Raw genomic sequence first — 18,712 nt, forward strand, 5'->3', positions numbered from 1 at the left:
TACGATCTGCACGTGCTCGACCTCAGCGACCTCGACCGGCGGCTGCTCGCCGCCCTCCGCGAGGACGGCCGCGCCCCCGTGGCCGAGCTCGCCCGCCGGCTGGGCGTCACCCGGGCGACCGTCACCAGCCACCTCGACCGGCTCGTGGCCGACGACGTCATCGTCGGGTTCACCGTGCGCGTGCGGGACGAGTCGGCGGCCGGCGGCGTGCGGGCCGTCTCGCTCATCGAGGTCGAGGGACGCTCGACCGACGACGTCATCCGGCGGCTGCGCGGCTTCCCCGAGATCGGGTCGATGCACTCGACCAACGGCGCCTGGGACCTGGTGGCCGAGCACACCACCGCCGACCTGGTGACCTTCGACCGGCTGCTCAACCGGATCCGGTCGGTGCCCGGGATCATCAACAGCCAGACCAGCCTGCTGCTGACCTCCGTGCTGCGCTGATCGGCCGGCCCGTCAGGCCGGGCGCGTCACGCCGGGCGCGTGGCCACCCGGGCCAGCGGCAGCGCGGCCAGCAGCGTGCCGGCGACGAGGACGTAGGTCCACGACAGGCCCACCCCGGCGGCGACCAGGCCCAGGGCGAGCGCCCCGACGGCGGTGCCGGCGTCGAAGGAGGCGTTCCACAGGGCGCTGGCCGCCGTCGCCCCGCCCTCCCCGGCTCGCGCGAACGCCGTGACCAGCGTCAGGTTCTGCACCGCGCCGAAGCCGGCGCCGAACACCGCCGCCCCGGCCAGGACGACGGCGTCCCCGGTGCCCAGCCCCACGCCGACGCCCGCGAGCCCGAGGGCGCCGAGCAGGAGGGCGAGCGGCATCAGACGGCCGGTGCCGACCCGGTCGGCCAGCAGCCCGGCGCGCCAGCGGGTGAGCGCGCCGGTGACGCCGAAGACGAGCAGCGCGGTGGTGGCCAGGACGCCGTCGGGACGCTCGATGGGCAGGAACGTGACCAGGCCGCCGCCGGCGAGGGTGACCACCAGCAGCACCGCCGACGGCGCCAGCGCGGCGCGCGCGGCCGCCCGCGACGACGACCCCGCGCCGCCCTCCCAGTGCACCGACCGGGCCAGCCCCGGCACCAGCGGCAACGCCAGCACGGGCGAGGCGGCCAGCCACGCCAGCCAGCCGGGGTGCCCGTCGAGGACGAGTGCCACCCCGGCCGGCACGGCGAGCAGGTTGGGCACGGCGATCGCCAGTCCGTACAGCCCGATCGACTCGCCGCGGCGCTCCGGCGGCGCGACCTGCGCGGCGAGCACCGCCCCCAGCACGGTGAGCACCGCGAAGCCGGCGCCGCGCACCGCCGAGACGCCGGACAACCAGAGGACGCCGTCGCCGAGGACGTAGAGCGGGGACGGTGCGCCGAGCAGCAGCAGCCCCGCGGCCAGCACCACCCCGAGGCCGAAGCGGGCGGTCAGTGCGGGGACGACCGACTGCACGAGGATCGTGACGACGAGGAAGACGGCGGTGACGACGCCGGCGGTCTCCGGCGAGGCGCCACCCCCGACCGCGTACGCGGGGAGCGAGGCGAGGGTCAGGCAGTAGCTGGCGAACCCGAGCGTCGTCGCGCCGACCAGTGCGCGCATCGCCGGCAGCCGCCACAGCGACGTGCGGTCCCCTGTCGTGCTCTCGACCATCCCGTTCCCCTCCGCGGGCACGGCGCCCGACCCACCAGCATGACCTGTGACCGCGGTCGCGGCGCGGGTAGGGCGTTCCCGTGCCGCTGCTGACCGTCGGCCACGGACCCGACGACCGCCACCGCCTCGGCGCCCGGCTGAGCGCGGCCGGCGTCGGGCTGGTCGTCGACGTGCGCCGGTTCCCGGGCAGCCGCGGCAACCCCGACGTCCGCCGCGAGGCGCTCGAGGAGTGGCTGCCCGCAGCCGGGATCGGCTACCGCTGGGACGCCCGCCTCGGCGGCCGCCGCCGCCTCCCGCCGGGCGAGCCGGTCGCGGACGGCTGGTGGACCGTCGCCCAGTTCGCCGCCTACGCCGCGCACACCCGGACGCCGGAGTTCGCGGCGGCGCTGGACGCGCTGCTCGACGGGGCCGCCCCGGCGACGGTCGCGGTGATGTGCAGCGAGAGCGTGTGGTGGCGCTGCCACCGGCGGATCGTCGCCGACGTCGCCGTCCTCGCCCGCGGGGTGCCGGTCACGCACCTGATGCCCGACGGCCGGCTCACACCGCACCGCCCGTCCGAGGGCGCCGTCCTCGGTGGTGACGGCCTGGTGCGCTGGCCCGGCTGACCGCCGTCCTGGCTCACCGCAGCGCGTCCTGGCTCACCGCAGCGCGTCCTGGCTCACCGCAGCGCGTCCTGGCTCACTCCCGACGGTGAGTCAGGACGCAGCACGATCAGGTCACCTGATCGTGCTGCGCACTGGCGGCGGCCTCAGCCCATGTGCGGGTAGCGGTGGTCGGTCGGCGGGACGAACGTCTCCTTGATCGACCGCGTCGACGTCCAGCGCTGCAGGTTCTGCGCCGCGCCGGCCTTGTCGTTGGTGCCGGAGGCCCGCCCACCGCCGAAGGGCTGCTGGCCGACGACGGCGCCGGTCGGCTTGTCGTTGACGTAGAAGTTGCCGGCCGCGAAGCGCAGCACCCGCTGGGCGTGCGCGATGGCCGCCCGGTCCTGGGCGATGACCGCGCCGGTCAGCGCGTACGGCGCCGCCGACTCCATCTGGGTGAGCACCGCGTCGTAGTCGGCGTCGTCGTAGACGTGCACCGCCAGCACCGGCCCGAAGTACTCGGTGGTGAAGACCTCGTGCCCGGGGTCGGTGCCCTCGATGACCGTCGGCCGGACGAAGAAGCCCTCGGAGTCGTCCTTCTGCCCACCCGCCACGATCGACAGCGCGGGGTCGTCGTCGACGCGGTCGATGACGCCGGACAGCTTGGAGAAGCTCTTGCGGTCGATCACCGCGCCCATGAAGTTCGACAGGTCGGTCACGTCGCCCATGGTCAGCGACTCGGTGACGTCGACCAGGTCGTCGCGCAGGCGGGCCCACACCGACCGCGGCACGTAGGCGCGCGAGGCGGCCGAGCACTTCTGGCCCTGGTACTCGAACGCGCCGCGCACCAGCGCCGTGCGCAGGACGTCGACGTCGGCCGAGGGGTGGGCGACGACGAAGTCCTTGCCGCCGGTCTCGCCGACGATCCGCGGGTAGCCGCGGTAGTTCGCGATGTTCTCCCCCACCGTGCGCCACAGGTGCTGGAAGACCGGCGTCGACCCGGTGAAGTGGATGCCGGCGAGGTCGCGGTCGGCGAGCACCACCTCCGACACCGGGATGCCGTCGCCGGGCAGCATGGTGATCACACCCGGCGGCAGCCCGGCCTCCTCCAGCAGCCGCATGACGAAGTGCGCGGCGAACTGCTGCGTCGGCGCGGGCTTCCAGACGACGGTGTTGCCCATGAGCGCGGGCGCGGTCGGCAGGTTGCCGGCGATCGCGGTGAAGTTGAACGGCGTGACGGCGTAGACGAAGCCCTCGAGCGGGCGGTGGTCGCTGCGGTTCCACACCCCCGGCGAGGACTCCGGCTGCGCGCTGACGATCTCGCGGGCGAAGTGCACGTTCCAGCGCCAGAAGTCGACGAGCTCGCACGCGGAGTCGATCTCGGCCTGGTGGGCGGTCTTCGACTGCCCGAGCATCGTGGCGGCGTTGAGGGTCTGCCGCCACGGCCCGGCCAGCAGCTCGGCCGCGCGGAGGAACACCGCGGCGCGGTCGTCGAAGGACAGGTCCTGCCACGCCGGCGCGGCGGCCTTGGCGGTGGCCACGGCCTCCTCGGCGTCGGCGTGCGTGGAGTGCGCCGAGGTGCCGAGGACGGCGGCGTGCCGGTGCGGCTGGACGACGTCGAACCGCTCCCCGCCGGCCATCCGCTGCTTGTCGCCGATGGTGAGGGTCAGCTCGAGCGGGTCGGCGGCCAGCTCGGCCAGGCGGGTCTCGAGCGCGGCGCGCTCGGGTGAGCCGGGCGCGTAGGTCAGCACCGGCTCGTTGCGCGGCGGGGGGACGCGGGTGACGCCGTCCATGGGGATCTCCTCCAGGGAGGTCAGCGGGAGACGAGGGCGCGCAGGAAGAAGCGCAGGTTGGCGGGGCGCTCGGCCAGCCGGCGGACGAAGTAGCCGTACCAGTCGACGCCGTAGGGGACGTAGGCGCGCACCCGGGTGCCGGACGCGGCCAGCCGGCGCTGCTCGTCGAGGCGGATGCCGTGCAGCATCTGCACCTCCCACGAGTCGGGCGCCCGGCCGTACTCGGCGGCCAGCCGCTGCGCGAGCCCGACCATCGCCGGGTCGTGGCTGCCCACCATCGGGTACCCGGGCCCGCGCATGAGCACGCCGAGACAGCGGGCGTAGGCGGCGTCGACGTCGCGGCGGTCCCGGAAGGCCACCGACGCCGGCTCGTCGTAGGCGCCCTTGACCAGCCGCACCCGGGAGCCGGGCACGGCGAGCGCGCGGGCGTCGTCCTCGGTGCGGCGCAGCGCGGACTGCAGCACGGCGCCGGTCGCGGGGTGGTCGCGGCGCAGCTCGGCGAGGACGGCGAGGGTGGAGTCGACGGTCGCGGACTCCTCCATGTCGAGGGTGACCGTCGTGCCGATCGCCGCGGCTCGCTCGACCACCGGCCGGACCAGCTCCAGCGCGAGGTCCTGCCCGCCGGGCAGGGCCTGGCCGAAGGCGGAGAGCTTGACCGACACCTCGGCGTCGGTGCCCAGCTCCAGCGGCGCGAGGCCGTCGAGCAGCGCGAGGTAGGCGTCGCGGGAGGCGCGGGCGTCGGCGGGGTCGGTGACGCCCTCGCCGAGGTGGTCGAGGGTCACCGCGATGCCCTCGCCGGTCAGCCGCCGGACGACGGCGAGCGCCTCGGGCAGGGTCTCCCCCGCCACGAACCGCTGGACCACCTGCCGGGTCACCGGCGTGCCCACCAGCGCACGGCGCAGCGCCGGGCGCCGCGAGGCCCCCAGCAGCACGGTCTTGGTCGAGAGCACCGGTCCACCTCCGTCTCGGACACCAGCGTCCGCACCCGACGCTAGGCAGCGCCCGGGCCGCCCACCAGGGACAGACGTACGCGCCTGTCTCATACACTTGTATGGTGCGCGACGACCTGCAGGACGTCGTCGACGAGGTCGCCCGGCTGCTCGGCGCCCCGGCGACGCTCGAGGACCGAGACTTCACGCTGCTGGCCTTCGCCGCCCACCCGCTCGACGACGCCGCCACCGCGATGGACGCCGTCCGGACCCGCTCCATCCTCGGCCGGGGCTCCTCGCCGGCCACCCGCCGCTGGTTCGAGGACCTCGGCATAGCCCGCGCCGAGGGTCCGCTGCGCACGCCCGCCGACCCCGGGGCCGGCATCCTCACCCGCCTGCTGCTGCCGGTCCGCTACGAGGGCCGCACGCTCGGCTACCTGTGGCTGCTCGACGGCGGACGCACCGACCCCGCCGACGACGGCGACCCGGCGCTGGCCGCGGCGCTGGAGGTGGCCGCCCGCGCCGGTCGGCTGCTGGCCCGCCTGCGGGACGACGACGACCTGGCGGCGGCACTGACCGAGGTGCTGACCGGGTCCGCGGCCGAGCGGGAGCGGGCGGGTGCCGTGCTGGCCGGCCGGTTCGACGGCGCCGCGGTGGCCCTCGTCGCGCTCCGCCCGGCCGGCGGGCCGCCGCGGGGCTGGCGCCCGCCCGCGGGTGCGGCGGTGCTGGAGGACGCCGCCGGGCGCCAGGAGGTCGCCGTCGCCGTCCGGCCGCCCGCCACGGCCGCGGCCGTCGCGGCGGCCGCGCTGGCCCGGCTGCCCGCCGGCAGCACCGCCGGGGTGGCCGCACCCACGACCGCCGTCGCCGACCTGCCCGGCCGGTGGGTGCAGGCGCGGGCCGCCGCCGCGGTCGCCGCCGTGGTGCCGCGGCCGGCGCCGGTGGCCTCCTGGGCCGACCTCGGCGGCTGGCGGGTGGCCGCGGCGCTGCCGGCCCCCGACCCGACCGTGGCGCCGCTGCTGGCCGAGCCGGCGCTCGCGGCCACCGCGGAGGCCTACCTGGACGCGGCCGGCAGCGTCGCCCGGACCTCGGCGGCGCTCGGCATCCACCGGCAGACGCTCTACCACCGGCTGGGCCGCATCACCGCCCTGACCGGGCTCGACCTCGCCGACGGCGACACCCGCCTGCTCGTGCACGCCTCGCTGCGCCGGGCCCGGCTCGACTGAGCCTCAGCGGCCCCGCCGGAGCCGGCCATCGGCCTCGCGCAGCACCCGCGGGACCAGCCGGCGGTGGACGGCCGACAGCGGCGGCCACACGACGCGGCTCCACGCCCGGTCGTGGTGCAGGCAGGTCGTCCACGTCACCCGCCCGGCCACCGCCTGCACGAGCATCGCGGCGCGCAGGGACCGCGAGGAGGTCTCCAGACGGATCCAGTCCCCGCCCCGGCCGCCGACCCGCCAGCCGCCGACGGTGTCCGGCGAGGGCCCGCGGGTCAGGCGGAACCCGAGCAGGCCGCGCCAGATGAACCGCTCCGCGGCGCTGGGCACGTCGCCGAACATCGCCCGGACCCACTGCTCGGGCGTCGCGACGACGTCGGTGACCAGGGTGCACCGGTCGGCGTAGTGGATGCGGGGCAGCGGGACCAGCGCCCGGGCGGACGCGGTCGGGCTGCGCAGGACCACCGTGTCGTGCAGCGTCTCGGTCATCGCCGTACCTCCACTCGTATACGGTTCCGTACACAGAGGCTAGCGGACGTATACGGTGGCGTACAGGAGGTTCGCGTGGGCGTCGTGCGCACCCCGCGGGAGCGGTGGGTCGAGCAGGGACTGCGGGCGCTGGCGACCGGCGGGCCCGACGCCGTCCGCGTCGAGGCGCTGGCCAAGGAGCTCGGCGTCACCAAGGGCGGCTTCTACGGCGCCTTCGCCGACCGGGAGGCCCTGCTGGAGGCGATGCTCGACACCTGGGAGCGGGAGAGCACCGACGACGTGCTCGCCCGGGTGGAGCGTGAGGGCGGCGACCCGGCGAGCAGGGCCGTGCGGGCGGGCGTGCTGACCTTCTCCAGCGACCGCCTGCTGCCCATCGACCTCGCCGTGCGGGACTGGGCCCGGCGTGACCCGGCCGTCGCGGGACGACTGCGCCGGGTCGACGACCGGCGGATGGACCTGCTGCGCGAGGCCATCGGCGCCACCTGCCCCGACCCCGACGAGGTCGAGGCGCGCAGCCTGATCGCCTTCTGCGTGGCGATCGGCGAGCACTTCCTGGCGGCCGGCCACGGCGACCGCACGCGGGCCCAGGTCCTCGCCCGCGCCGCCGAGCTGGTGCTCGGCCGTGCGCCCCGCGACCGGTAGGCGCGGACCGGACGGTCGTCACCTGGTTGCAGATCCGACCGGTTCCGGCGCGACCACGTCCGGTGCCCGGCCTACCCTCGGGGGGCTGATCGCTGCGGGAGGAGAGGCGTTGCCCCGAGACGCCGGCGGTACCGGCGACGTCCTCCGGGACCTCCGCACGGGTACCGCACTGGAGCACGAGCAGGTCGAGACGACGCTCGCGCTGATGGACCCCCACCTGGACCGCGACCGGCTGGTCGACGTCCTGGAGCGGCTGCACGCCTTCTGGTCGGCGGCCGAGGACGGGCTGGACGACTGGGCCGCGCGACACCGCGCCGACGCCGCCGCCCTCGACTGGCACCGTCGCCGCCGCGCCGGCCTCTACGCCGCCGATCTGTCCGTCCTCGGCGGGTCGCCCGGCGGGGACCGGCCGGAGCTGCCCGCGGTCGCCGACACCGACGCCGCGCTCGGCCGCCTCTACGTCCTGGAGGGCTCGACGCTGGGCGGCACGTTCATCGACCGCCACCTGGCCGGCGTGGCCGGGCTGCCGCGGCTGCGCTGCTTCAGCCCCTACGGCGAGGACACCGGTGCGATGTGGGCCGCCTTCCGCCGGGCCACCCGCGCGCACGTCGCGCGCGGCGGGGACGCCGCCCGGGTCGTGGCCGCCGCCCGGGAGACCTTCGCCGTCCTGGCCGACTGGTGCCGCCCCGCCGCCCGGAGCCGGGAGGTCCCCGCGTGACCGACGTCGACGCCACGTCCGGGGCGGACACCGCCGGGACGGACACCGCCGGGACGGACACCGCCGGGACGGACACCGCCGGGACGGACACCGCCGGGACGGACACCGCCTGGCTGGCGCCGGGTGAGCCCGTCGACCTGGACACCTGCGCCCGGGAGCCGATCCACGTGCCGGGCGCGATCCAGCCGCGGGGCGTGCTGCTGGCGGTGAGCGAGCCCGACCTCGTCGTCGTCCAGGCCTCGGAGGACCTCGCCGGCCTGACCGGCGTCGTGTGGTCCGACGCGCTGGGCCGGCCGCTGGCCGACGTCCTCGGGGTGGCCCCGACGGAGGCGATCGTCCGGTCGGCCAGCGCCTTCGGCGACCTGCGCGAGCGCAACCCGGTCGAGGTCACCCTCGACGTCGACGGCGGCCCGGTGCCGGTGGACGCGATCCTGCACCGCGCCCTCCTGGAGGGCGTCCGCGACGAGCACGGGCAGCCGGTCGACGGCGGCGCGCCGGTGACCAACCTGGTGGTGGAGCTCGAGCCGGCGCGGGGCCCGCGGCCGTTCTCCTTCCCGAACACCTACCAGGCGGTGCGCGGGACGGTCGCCGCGCTGAACCGGGCCGTGACGCTGCAGGAGCTCTACGACGCCACCGTGCGGGCGGTGCGGGACCTCACCGGCTTCGACCGCGTGGTGCTCTACCGCTACGACGCCGACTGGCACGGCGAGGTCGTCGCGGAGGCGCGGGCGCAGCACGTGGACTCCTTCCTCGGCCTGCACTTCCCCGCCTCGGACATCCCCGCCCAGGCGCGGACGCTGTACGAGAAGAACTGGGTCCGGCTGATCAGCGACGTCGACTACGTCCGCAGCCCGATCCGGCCGGCCGCCCACCCGGCCACCGGCCGGCCGCTGGACCTCACGTACTCGACGCTGCGCAGCGTCTCGCCGGTGCACCTCGAGTACCTGCGCAACATGGGCGTAACCGCCTCGATGTCGATCTCGCTGCTGCGCGACGACCGGCTGTGGGGGCTGATCGCCTGCCACCACCACTCCGGCCCCCACCAGCCGCCCTACGCCACCCGCGCGGCGGCGGAGTTCCTCGGCTCGACGCTGTCCCTGCGGCTGGTCGACCGCAGCGCCGAGGACGAGGTGCACCGCGCGCTGCGGGTGCGCTCCACGCTGGCCTGGCTCACCACGGCGACCCTCGACGAGGACCGCCCGCTCGCCGAGACGCTGCTGGGCACCCCGAGCCTGCTCGACGTCCTGCCCGCCGACGGCGTGGCCGTCTCGCTGCAGGGCGGCACCGGGACCAGGGGCGAGCAGCTGCCGGCCGACGTGCTCGAGCGGCTGGTGGCCTGGGCCGCGGCGCGCGGCGGCGAGGTGGTGGCGACCGACCGGCTGCAGCTGGACGCGCCCGGGCTCGGCATCCCGGTCGACGTCGCCTGCGGGGTGCTGGCACTGCCGCTGCCGGAGGGCCAGTACGTGGTGTGGCACCGGCGCGAGGCCGTCCGGCACGTCGACTGGGGCGGCGACCCGCACACCAAGGCGCTGGCCGAGCGCGAGGGCGACGACGTGCGGCTGAGCCCGCGGAAGAGCTTCGACCGCTGGCGGGAGACCGTGCGGGAGCGCTCGTCCCCGTGGACGCCGCAGGAGCTCGCCGAGGTGCGCGAGCTGCGCGGCCACCTGCTCGAGGCGCTCTACGCCCGCTCGCGCAGCATCGTCCGCGCCGCGGAGACCCTGCAGCGCAGCCTGCTGTCGGAGCCGCCGTCACCGGCCGGGGTCGAGCTGGCCGTGCGCTACGTGCCGGCCACGCGCGAGGCGCAGGTGGGCGGCGACTGGTACGACGCGTTCCCGCAGCCCGACGGCTCGACGGTGCTCGTCATCGGCGACGTCGTCGGGCACGACGTGCAGGCCGCGGCGTGCATGGCCCAGCTGCGCGGCCTGCTGCGCGGCATCGCGTTCGACTCCGGGGAGAGCCCGGCGCGGGTGCTGTCCCGGCTCGACGCCGCGATCGAGGGCCTGGGGCTCGGCGCGATGGCGACCGTGCTGGTCGCCCGGCTGGAACGGACCGGTGACGCCGCGCGGCTGCGCTGGTCGAGCGCCGGTCACCTGCCGCCGCTGGTCGTGGGTCCCGACGGCACCGCCCGCGCGCTGACCACCGGGCGGGCCGGCCTGCTGCTGGGGGTGGACGCCGGGGCGGCCCGCACCGACGCCGAGGAGCTGCTCGCCGACGGCTCGACCCTGCTGCTCTACACCGACGGGCTGGTCGAGCGCCGCGAGGAGGGCTTCGACGGCGGCCTCGACCGGCTGGCCGTGGCGCTGACCGACCTGCGCACGCGGCCGCTCGAGGAGGTCTGCGACGAGGTGCTCGCCCGCCTGGTGCCCGAGGGTGCCGAGGACGACATCGCCCTCCTCGCCGTCCGCCTGCGCGCCTGACCTCAGCCGGAGAAGTCGGCCTCCAGGCCGTCGTCCTGGGGACCGCCCTCGTCGGGCAGCGGGGCGTCGTCCTCGGCCGCCCGCACCTCGGCGTCCGACGCGTCGGGTGCGGGGTCGTCGACACCGCGCTCGAGCTCGGCGAGCAGGTGCTCCTCGTCCGGGCGGAGCTCCCCGTCGCCGAGGTGCTCGCCGGGGGCGCCGGCGTCGGAGCCGGAGGCCATCCCGCTGTCGGGGAGGTCGGGGTCGGTCACGGCTGCCTCACCGGGGGAAGTTCGGCTCGAGGCGCGGCACGATCTGCATCTCCGGCACGAAGGCCGCGGGGTGCAGCAGGAGCAGCGTGCGCACGGTGTCGGCCACCGCGGACGGCGGCATCATCAGGTGCCCCGGGATGCCCCACTGCTCCATCATCGGGGTGTCCATGGCGGCCGGGATGACGGCCTGCACCCGGCAGGGGAAGGGCCGCTCGCTGCCGTCGGCCTGCTTCACGGCCTTCTCCCGCAGCTCGCGCTGGATGCAGCGGGTGGCGTTGAGGAAGCCGGCCTTGGAGCCGTTGTAGGCGATCGCGCCGCTGCCGGAGGTGATCGCCGACAGCGACACGATGTGCACGACGTCGGCGGTGCGGCCCTCGGGCAGGTGCTGCACGCGCTTCACGAACTCGCTGGTGAGGAAGACCGGCCCCTCGCAGTTGACCGCCATGACCCGGCGGTAGTCGTCGAGGTCGATGTCGGTGACGTAGCCGGGGCGGTCGATGCCGGCCACGTTGACCAGCACGTCGAAGGCGTCGCCGTGCTGGTCGAAGAGCTGCGCGACGACCTCGCGGCGGCTGGCGTCGTCGGTCACGTCGAGCGCGACGACGTCGGCGCTGCCGCCGGCGTCGGAGACCAGCTCACGGGTCCGCGCGCTGCCGTCGGCGTCGATGTCGGCGACGACGACGTGCGCGCCGGCCTCGGCCAGCGACACGCACGTCGCCCGGCCCAGCCCGCTGGCCCCGCCGGTGACCAGCGCCACGCGGCCCTTGAGCTCCCCTGCCACCCGTTCCTCCGTCCTCCGGCCCCGCGGGCCGTGATCACGATGCGTCCCCGCCACTCTCGCGGAGGTCCGCCGCCCGCGCAGGTCGGGGCGGGTCAGGCCGGGGCGGACCAGGCGTCGGCGAGGGTGACCGTGACGAGCCGCCGGGTCTCGACGAGCTCGAGCAGCCGGTCGAGCACGGAGACGAGCGGGAGCTGGTTGGCGTGGCCGACGACGATCGCCTGCGCCGCGAAGTCCTGCTCGGCGGCGGCCACCAGGTCCTCGGCCGAGACCACCCGGCCGTCGTCGAAGGTGCCGTTCCACATGACGGTCGTGGGGTGGCCGACGTCGGCGGCGACGGCGTCGACCCGCTCGTCGTGCGACCCGAACGGCGGCCGCCAGAACGGGGTGGCGGAGACGCCGAGCGTGCGGCGCATGAAGTCCTGGTTGCGCTGCAGCTCCTCGGCGACCTCGGCGTCGGAGAGGGTGGTCAGGTCCGGGTGCGACCAGGTGTGGTTGCCGAAGGCCACCTGCCCCGATTCGATGAGCGGCCACAGGTCGCGGGCGTTGTCGCCCCAGGTCCGGTAGGAGCCGTTGGGGAAGAAGGTCAGCCGGGTGCCGGTCTCGCGGCAGAGGGCGACGAGCGCGGCGACCACCTCGCCGTTGCTCCCGTCGTCGATCGTGAGGGCGATCTGCGGCCCGTCGCCGGGCAGCCGGTCGACGACGCCGGCGGGCGCCGGGACGGCGACGATGCCGCCGGGACCGGTGGGGTCCGCCGGGACGGGGGCGCGCGCCGGCCGGGGATCGGGCTCGGCGAGGTCGAGGCCGGTGGCCCCCCGGCCGACGGCGGCACCGGTGAGCCCGGCGGCGAGGAGGTAGAGGAAGCCCCGGCGGTCCACGCGCGGGACGCTAGGGCGGCGCCCCGGCGCGCCCCGGGCAGCGACACCACGGGGGCGCGCGCCCACCACGCTGGGTGTCCGTCCCTTCACGCGGTAGGGCGGCCGACAGCGCGACAAAGGCTCCTCAGGGAGTCGGGACGAGGCCCGCCTGCTCGATCAGCCGGGCCTGCTCGCGGCACCAGGGCGACCACGCGTCGCGGTCGGACTCCTCCTGGCGGCGCCGGAACGCCGTCCACTCCAGCAGGTCCCACTCCCCCACCTCGCGCGGGTCGGGGTCGGGCGTGCCGCTGTAGCGGCCGAGGTAGACCGGGCAGATCTCGTTCTCCACCACGCCGCGGAACTCCGCCCGGTAGCGGTAGCCGGGCAGCGCCGGGCGCAGGTCGGTCACCTGCAGGCCGAGCTCCTGGGAGGCGCGGCGGGCGATCGCGGCGGCGTCGTCCTCACCGGGGCCGGGGTGGCCGCAGACGGTGTTGGTCCACATGCCCGGGAAGGTCTGCTTGCCGGCCGCGCGCCGGGTGACCAGCAGCCGGCCGTCGTCGGAGAACAGGTAGGCGGAGAACGCGCGGTGCAGGGGCGTCTCGCCGTGGTGGACGAGCGGCTTGGGCAGGGTGCCGATGGGCTCCCCGTCGTCGTCGACCAGCACGATCAGCTCTGCCGCGGTCACCGTCACCGGGTCATCCTCCCTCCCGGCAGGGTTCCGGAACACCCCGCCCGGGCACAGCAGTCGCATGCGGCAGTTCCGGAACGACGGCCTGGTCTTCGACGTCCGTGGCGGCGGACCGCCCGACGGCGAGCCCGTGGTCCTCCTCCACGGCTTCCCGCAGGACTCCTCGGCCTTCGACCGGATGGCGCCGCTGCTGCACGACGCCGGCCTGCGCACGCTGGCACCCGACCAGCGCGGTTACAGCCCCGGCGCCCGGCCGGCGGGACGCTCGCCCTACCGGCTGCGCGAGGTCACCGGCGACGTCCTGGCGCTGCTGGACGCCGCCGGGCTGGCGAGCGCCCACGTCGTCGGGCACGACTGGGGCGGCGCCGTCGCCTGGGCGCTGGGCGCCTGGCACCCCGACCGCGTGCGCACGCTGACCTCGCTGTCGACCCCGCACCCGGCCGCCGCGGGGCGGGCGGTGTTCACCAGCGACCAGGGGCTGCGGTCGTCCTACATGGCCGCCTTCCAGGTGCCGGTGCTCCCCGAGCGGCTGCTGCTGGCCCGCGACGGCGCGGTGCTGCGCGGGGTGCTGGAGAACGGCGGCCTGCCCGACGACCTGGTGACCCGCTACGTCGACCGCATGCGGCAGCCGGGCGCGCTGTCGAGCGCGCTGGCCTGGTACCGGGCGATCCCGTTCGCGGCGCGCGACACCGTCGGCCGGGTGGACGTCCCGACCCTGCACGTGTGGAGCACCGGCGACACCTTCCTCGGCCCGGCCGCCACCGCCGGCACCCGTCGCCACGTCACCGGGCCCTACCGGCTCGAGGTGCTCGACGGCGTCCCGCACTGGATCCCGGAGCTGGCCGCGCAGCGCGTGGCCGAGCTCGTCGTCGCCCACATCCGCTCGGTGACCGCCCCCCGCTGATCACCCGGCGCGGGCGGTCACCTCGTCGGCCTCCCGCAGCCCGGCCGCGGCCAGCGCCGCGGGCAGCCCGTCGTCGTGCCGCTGGTAGCGGGTGACGACGCCGCCCTCGACGGCGAACCGCGACGCGACGACGGCGCGGCCGCGCGCGGCGCCGGTCGCCGGGTCGGCCCGGACGGCGTCCTGCTCGACGACGACCGCGCCGTCCGCGCCGGTGAACCAGCGCAGCGGCGTCGCGGTGAAGCCCGCCCGTGCCATCCAGGGCGTCAGGACCTCGCGGCCGCGCACGGTCCCCCGCGGGCCGACGACCTCCAGGTCCGGTGCCGACAGCGCCATCGCGGCACCGGGGTCGGCCCGGTCCACCGCGGCCAGCCACGCCTCCACCACCGCCAGCTGTCCCGCATGCCGGGACGGCAGCGGTCTCCGTGGGTGCAGAGAAGTCTTTGCAAAGAGTTCTCTGCACCCCTAGCCTGGCGGCGTGCCCGAGATCCCGCCGGAACCGGTCGTCGACGTCACCGACCCGCGCACCCTGCGCGCGCTGGCCCACCCGCTGCGCACCGGACTGCTCTCCCTGCTCCGCGCCGAGGGGCCGTCGACGGCCTCCCGCCTCGGCCAGCGCGTGGGCGAGAGCAGCGGCACGACCAGCTACCACCTGCGCCGGCTGGCCGAACTGGGCTTCGTCGAGGAGGTCACGGGCCAGGGCACCGCGCGCGAGCGCTGGTGGCGGGCCATCCACCGCAGCACCCGCTGGCGCACCGAGGACCTCGTCGAGCAGCCCGGCGGCCGCGAGGTCCTCGAGGAGCTCACCCACCAGTCGCTGGGTCACCAGCGCCGGCTGCTCGCGGAGCACGCCGCGCAGCGCGAGTCCCTCCCCGAGGAGTGGCGTGACGCCGTCTCCCTCAACGACTGGGCCCTGCACCTGTCCCCGGCGGCCACGCGGGAGCTGACCGAGGAGCTCAACGGCGTCCTGGCCCGCTGGCGCGCCGAGCGGGAGGAGCCCGACCAGCCCCTGGTCTCCGTGCTGCTCGACCTCTTCCCGCTGACGGAGCACGCGGCGTGAGCGCGCCGCTGTCGGTCCGCTCGGCCGGCCGGCGCTTCGTCGGGCTGACCGCGCTGCGGTGGCTGCCGGTGGGGCTCAGCGCCCCGGTCACGGTGCTGCTCGCCTCGGCGCGCGGCCTCTCCCCCGCCGACATCGGCGTCGTCTTCGCCGTCTACTCGGCGGTGGTGCTGCTGCTCGAGCTGCCCACCGGCGGGCTGGCCGACGCCGTGGGCACCCGGCCCGTCCTCGTCCTCTCCGGGCTGGCGGGGACGGCGGGCACGCTGCTCCTGGTCGGCGCCGACGACGTCGGCGCGTTCGTCCTCGCCGAGGCCCTGCGCGGTGTCGGCCGGGCGCTGGACTCCGGACCGCTGGAGGCCTGGTACGTCGACACCGTCCGCGCGGCCGACGAGCGGGCCGACGTGACCCCGGGCCTGTCCCGGGCCGGTGCCGCCGACGGCGCGGGGCTGTGCCTGGGCGCCGTCCTCGGCGGGCTGCTGCCGCTGCTGGCGGCCGGTTCCGGCGACTCGGCGCTCGTGCTGCCGGTGCTGGCGGCCGCGGCACTGACCCTCGTCTCGACGGCCGCCGTCGCGCTGCTCGTCGTGCCTCCCGGCCCGACGGACGCCCCGGCGCACCGCTCGGGAGCCGCCGCGCTGCGCGCGGGACTGCGCGAGGCGCCCCTGGTCGTCCGCGACACCGCCGTCCTCGTGTCCCGGGACCGGCTGCTGCGGCGGGTGCTCGTCATCTCCGCATTGGTGGGGGCGACGCTGTCGACGCTGGAGCTGTTCGGCCCGCTGCACGCCGCCGAGCTGACCGGGAGCCGCACGGAGGGGTCGGCGGTGTTCGGCGTCGTCATGGCGGTGTCGTTCGCGGCGGCCGGGGTCGGTGCGCTGCTGGCGCCCCGCGTGCAGCGGGCCGCCCGCGGGTCGGCGGCCGTCGGGAGCGCGGCGCTGGCCCTCCTCGGCGCGCTCGCCGTCGCCGCCGTCCCGCTCGGCGGGCCGCTCGTGCTCGGGTGCCTGTTCGCGGTGTTCTACGTCTCCAACGCCGCGGCCTGGCCGCTGTGGAAGGCGGTGCTGCACGGCCGGGTGACCGCCGGGCGCCGCGCGACCGCGCTGTCGGCGTCCTCCCTGGCGCTGCAGCTCGGCGCCCTCGTCGGCCTGCTCCTGCTCCCCCGCCTCGCCGAGGGCCCCGGCCTGGCCGTCGGGTTCCTCGCGGCCGCCGGGGCGCTGCTGCTGACCGCCCTGGTGTCGCTCGGCCTGCGCGGCGCGGCGGCACCGGCCGGGGTGACGCCGGTGTCGTGAGCCGTGGCATGGAGCGGAGCCGCCCTGGGCATCCCGGGGGACCAGTCCTCGCAGCCCAGGAGGCCCTCGTGTCCACGTCCACCACACCACGCCGCCGCTGGCGCACCGCCGCCATCGGCCTCGTCCTGGCCGCCGCACCCGTCACCGTCGCCGCCTGCGGCTCCGACGTCGTCGACGACGGGGTCGAGCAGGAGGTCGAGGAGGAGGTCGACGACGGCGAGCAGGAGGACGACTGACGCCTCGGCGGGTGTGACGCACACCGTCGGGTTGCGCACGGCCGCCGCGGGTAGCGGCTGTGCATGGCTGATCTCCCCCAGGTGCACCTGAAGGGCCTCACGGTCGCCGTCACCGGCGCGAGCGGCAACGTCGGGACGGCCCTGCTGCGGCGGCTGACCGCGCCCGGCAGCGGCGTGGCCGAGGTCCGCGGCCTGGCCCGCCGGCAGCCGCCGGACGTCGAGCCGTACTCGTCGGTCACCTGGTACACCGCCGACCTCGGGGAGACGAGCAGCGAGCAGGCGCTCACGAACCTGCTGGAGGGCGTCGACGCCGTCGTCCACCTGGCCTGGGTGCTGCAGCCGGGCCGCAGGTCCGAGGAGCTGCGCAAGGCCAACGTCGACGGCACCCGCCGCGTGATGCGCTCCGCGGTGGCCGCCGGCGTGCAGCACGTCGTGCACATGTCCTCCCTCGGCGCCTACGCCGCCGGTGGCGGTGCGCGGCCGGTGACCGAGGACTGGCCGGTCACCGGCATCCCGAGCTCGCAGTACAGCCGGCAGAAGTCCGAGGCCGAGCGCGTCGTCCGCGAGGTGGTGGGCCGCAAGGCCGACATCACGCTGACCACCGTCCGGCCCACGCTCGTGCTGCAGCCGGAGGCGGCCAGCGAGATCGGCCGCTACTTCCTCGGCCCGCTGGTTCTCGGCGCGGTGCGGCTGGTGCCCGGCGCGGTGGCGTCGGTCCTGCCCCTGCCGCTGCCGTCGCTGGAGGTCGGCTTCGTGCACGCCGACGACCTCGCCGACGCCATCACCCGCATCCTCGACCGGCGCGTCCCCGGCCCGTTCAACATCTCCGCCGACCCCGCGCTGGACGCCGACGGCATCGCCCGCGCCCTGGGGACCACGCGCATCCCGGTCCCGGCCGTACTGGTGCGGACGGGGCTGACGGCGGCGTTCCGCACGCACGTGGTGCCCACCGAGCCGGGCTGGCTCGACCTCGGCATCCAGTCCCCGGTGCTGGACACCACGCGCGCCCGCACGCAACTGGGCTGGCAGCCGGCACACCGCGGCGACGACGTCCTGCGCCAGTTCGTCGCGGCCCTCGGCCGAGGCGACGGCGCCCCGGGGCCGCTGTTGGCCCCGGCCGGCGGCCGTGAGCACGACCCGGCCGGCGATCCGGCGAACGTCCCGAACCGCCGTCCGGACTGAGGGGTCGGCGCGCCGACCGGCGGGCCACCGCCCTCGGGCAGCGAGCCCGGCCTCCGACGGCGACCTGGCGGCGGGCTCGACACCTGACCGCCAGCCCGACACCTGACGGCGGGCCGTGCCGGTGCCGGGTGAGCCACCTCCGGGCTGAGGGCCGTCCGTCCGAAGGACCACAGGGCCGGCCGCCGTCCCGGGTGGACGACCTGTGGTGCTGGCGGCTCGACCGCCTGACCTGCGCGTTCTCCGTCCACAGGACTTGCCACGGCGACCTCTTCGAACATATGATCGAGCACGTGGGTGACGTGCTGACCGCTGCGGCTGCTCCGCCGGTCGGGCTGTCGTGTGGTCCGTTGGGGGCGGTGCAGGCCGCCGATCGGGAGATCGGGCGGCAGACGGCGGTGCGGGCGCGGGCGGTGGCGGAGTTCGCCGCGTCGCGGCCGGCGTCGGTGGATCGGGCGCAGGGGTCGCCGGGGGCGATGTCGGCCGAGCGGTGGGCCGGGCGGGCCGAGGTGCTGCGGCCGGTGAGTGAGTGGGCCACCCAGGAGCTGGCCATCGCGCTGTCGCTGACCGGTGAGGCGGCGCAGTCGCTGCTGGAGCGCTCCCTGATCCTGGTGCACCGGTTGCCGGCGACGCTGGAGGCGTTGGAGGCGGGGGTGCTGCACCCGGGGCACCTGTGGCCGCTGCTGGACAAGGTCGCCCCCATCGCCGACGACACCGTCCGCGCCGCCCTCGAGCGTGACCTGCTGGCCTGGGCCGGCCGGCGCGGGACGGTGTGCACCCCGGCGCAGTTGCGGGACAAGGCGCGGCGGGAGGTGCTCAAGCGGGCGGCCCGCTCCGCCGCCGACGACCTCGCCCGCGCCGTGCGCCAGCGCGGCGTCAGTGGGCGGCCCGACCGGGTCGAGGGGATGAGCACGGTGTCGGCGTTGCTGACCACGCCGGAGGCCGCCGCGCTGATCGCGGCGCTGGGTGCCTACGCCGACGTGCTGCCCGAGGACGGGCGCACCCGCGGGCAGAAGATGGCCGACTGCCTGCTCGACCTGGTCCTGCGCCCGACCGAGTCCGGTCTGCCGCCGGTGC

General features: G+C 76.5%; 21 protein-coding genes. 12 read left to right on the forward strand and 9 right to left on the reverse strand.

The window, feature by feature from the left end; all coding sequences use genetic code 11:
• Positions 1–12: 12 nt before the first annotated feature.
• The gene (locus BM165_RS19940; protein WP_075015279.1) at positions 13–444 is read left to right on the forward strand and encodes an Lrp/AsnC family transcriptional regulator; all 432 of its coding nucleotides are present in this window, start codon (positions 13–15) and stop codon (positions 442–444) included.
• Positions 445–470: 26 nt separating this feature from the next.
• Here the strand turns inward: BM165_RS19940 and BM165_RS19945 are convergent, their stop codons facing one another.
• A complete protein-coding gene (locus tag BM165_RS19945; protein ID WP_075015280.1) occupies positions 471–1,625 on the reverse strand; it encodes an MFS transporter in 1,155 nt (384 codons plus the stop codon).
• Between the two features lie 80 nt (positions 1,626–1,705).
• Here BM165_RS19945 and BM165_RS19950 point away from each other — a divergent pair, with 80 nt between their 5' ends.
• On the forward strand, positions 1,706–2,230 hold the full coding sequence (locus tag BM165_RS19950; RefSeq protein WP_075015281.1) for a DUF488 domain-containing protein: 525 nt from the start codon (positions 1,706–1,708) through the stop codon (positions 2,228–2,230).
• Positions 2,231–2,373: 143 nt separating this feature from the next.
• Here BM165_RS19950 and pruA read toward each other — a convergent pair whose 3' ends face one another.
• On the reverse strand, positions 2,374–3,999 hold the full coding sequence (gene pruA / locus BM165_RS19955) for an L-glutamate gamma-semialdehyde dehydrogenase (RefSeq protein ID WP_075015282.1): 1,626 nt from the start codon (positions 3,997–3,999) through the stop codon (positions 2,374–2,376).
• Between the two features lie 20 nt (positions 4,000–4,019).
• The gene (locus BM165_RS19960) at positions 4,020–4,949 is read right to left on the reverse strand and encodes a proline dehydrogenase family protein (RefSeq protein ID WP_244274349.1); all 930 of its coding nucleotides are present in this window, start codon (positions 4,947–4,949) and stop codon (positions 4,020–4,022) included.
• A gap of 104 nt (positions 4,950–5,053) precedes the next feature.
• Between BM165_RS19960 and BM165_RS19965 the strand changes: the two genes are divergently transcribed.
• Entirely contained in the window at positions 5,054–6,151 is a 1,098-nt protein-coding gene (locus tag BM165_RS19965) for a helix-turn-helix domain-containing protein (RefSeq protein WP_143108244.1), read from the forward strand.
• Between the two features lie 3 nt (positions 6,152–6,154).
• On the opposite strand, the gene BM165_RS19970 is transcribed toward BM165_RS19965, so the two are convergent.
• On the reverse strand, positions 6,155–6,631 hold the full coding sequence (locus tag BM165_RS19970; RefSeq protein ID WP_075015284.1) for a hypothetical protein: 477 nt from the start codon (positions 6,629–6,631) through the stop codon (positions 6,155–6,157).
• A gap of 75 nt (positions 6,632–6,706) precedes the next feature.
• Here BM165_RS19970 and BM165_RS19975 point away from each other — a divergent pair, with 75 nt between their 5' ends.
• From BM165_RS19975 to BM165_RS19985, 3 genes are all read left to right on the forward strand, one after another.
• Positions 6,707–7,273, forward strand: coding sequence for a TetR/AcrR family transcriptional regulator (locus BM165_RS19975; protein WP_075015285.1), 567 nt, complete (start codon positions 6,707–6,709; stop codon positions 7,271–7,273).
• A gap of 109 nt (positions 7,274–7,382) precedes the next feature.
• Entirely contained in the window at positions 7,383–7,991 is a 609-nt protein-coding gene (locus tag BM165_RS19980) for a biliverdin-producing heme oxygenase (RefSeq protein WP_244274350.1), read from the forward strand.
• Positions 7,988–10,408, forward strand: coding sequence for a SpoIIE family protein phosphatase (locus BM165_RS19985; RefSeq protein WP_244274351.1), 2,421 nt, complete (start codon positions 7,988–7,990; stop codon positions 10,406–10,408). Before BM165_RS19980 ends, BM165_RS19985 begins: the two co-directional genes overlap by 4 nt.
• 2 nt (positions 10,409–10,410) lie before the next feature.
• On the opposite strand, the gene BM165_RS19990 is transcribed toward BM165_RS19985, so the two are convergent.
• The 4 genes from BM165_RS19990 to idi form a co-directional block, all read right to left on the reverse strand.
• The gene (locus tag BM165_RS19990; protein ID WP_075015286.1) at positions 10,411–10,659 is read right to left on the reverse strand and encodes a hypothetical protein; all 249 of its coding nucleotides are present in this window, start codon (positions 10,657–10,659) and stop codon (positions 10,411–10,413) included.
• A 7-nt stretch (positions 10,660–10,666) separates the two neighbouring features.
• Positions 10,667–11,440: an SDR family NAD(P)-dependent oxidoreductase gene (locus BM165_RS19995; RefSeq protein WP_075015287.1), complete on the reverse strand. Its 774-nt coding sequence runs from the start codon at positions 11,438–11,440 to the stop codon at positions 10,667–10,669.
• 92 nt (positions 11,441–11,532) lie between these two features.
• Positions 11,533–12,315 carry a polysaccharide deacetylase family protein gene (locus BM165_RS20000; RefSeq protein ID WP_075015288.1) on the reverse strand — a complete coding sequence of 261 codons (783 nt, stop codon included), beginning with the start codon at positions 12,313–12,315 and terminating at the stop codon, positions 11,533–11,535.
• A 124-nt stretch (positions 12,316–12,439) separates the two neighbouring features.
• Positions 12,440–12,985 (reverse strand): isopentenyl-diphosphate Delta-isomerase, encoded by a 546-nt coding sequence (gene idi, locus BM165_RS20005; RefSeq protein ID WP_075015289.1) that lies wholly within the window; start codon positions 12,983–12,985, stop codon positions 12,440–12,442.
• 58 nt (positions 12,986–13,043) lie between these two features.
• Between idi and BM165_RS20010 the strand changes: the two genes are divergently transcribed.
• The gene (locus BM165_RS20010) at positions 13,044–13,886 is read left to right on the forward strand and encodes an alpha/beta fold hydrolase (protein WP_075015290.1); all 843 of its coding nucleotides are present in this window, start codon (positions 13,044–13,046) and stop codon (positions 13,884–13,886) included.
• On the opposite strand, the gene BM165_RS20015 is transcribed toward BM165_RS20010, so the two are convergent.
• Positions 13,887–14,270 (reverse strand): nuclear transport factor 2 family protein, encoded by a 384-nt coding sequence (locus BM165_RS20015; RefSeq protein ID WP_177225260.1) that lies wholly within the window; start codon positions 14,268–14,270, stop codon positions 13,887–13,889.
• Between the two features lie 91 nt (positions 14,271–14,361).
• Between BM165_RS20015 and BM165_RS20020 the strand changes: the two genes are divergently transcribed.
• From BM165_RS20020 to BM165_RS20035, 5 genes are all read left to right on the forward strand, one after another.
• A complete protein-coding gene (locus BM165_RS20020; RefSeq protein WP_083427541.1) occupies positions 14,362–14,943 on the forward strand; it encodes a winged helix-turn-helix domain-containing protein in 582 nt (193 codons plus the stop codon).
• Positions 14,940–16,220: an MFS transporter gene (locus BM165_RS20025; RefSeq protein ID WP_075015292.1), complete on the forward strand. Its 1,281-nt coding sequence runs from the start codon at positions 14,940–14,942 to the stop codon at positions 16,218–16,220. Before BM165_RS20020 ends, BM165_RS20025 begins: the two co-directional genes overlap by 4 nt.
• A gap of 68 nt (positions 16,221–16,288) precedes the next feature.
• On the forward strand, positions 16,289–16,456 hold the full coding sequence (locus tag BM165_RS24960; RefSeq protein WP_177225261.1) for a hypothetical protein: 168 nt from the start codon (positions 16,289–16,291) through the stop codon (positions 16,454–16,456).
• Positions 16,457–16,519: 63 nt separating this feature from the next.
• Positions 16,520–17,638 (forward strand): NAD-dependent epimerase/dehydratase family protein, encoded by a 1,119-nt coding sequence (locus BM165_RS20030; RefSeq protein WP_075015293.1) that lies wholly within the window; start codon positions 16,520–16,522, stop codon positions 17,636–17,638.
• Positions 17,639–17,928: 290 nt separating this feature from the next.
• On the forward strand, positions 17,929–18,712 hold a 784-nt coding region (locus tag BM165_RS20035), incomplete at its 3' end, for a DUF222 domain-containing protein (protein ID WP_244274352.1).

It is taken from the genome of Geodermatophilus obscurus (assembly GCF_900115395.1).
GTDB lineage: Bacteria > Actinomycetota > Actinomycetes > Mycobacteriales > Geodermatophilaceae > Geodermatophilus > Geodermatophilus obscurus_B.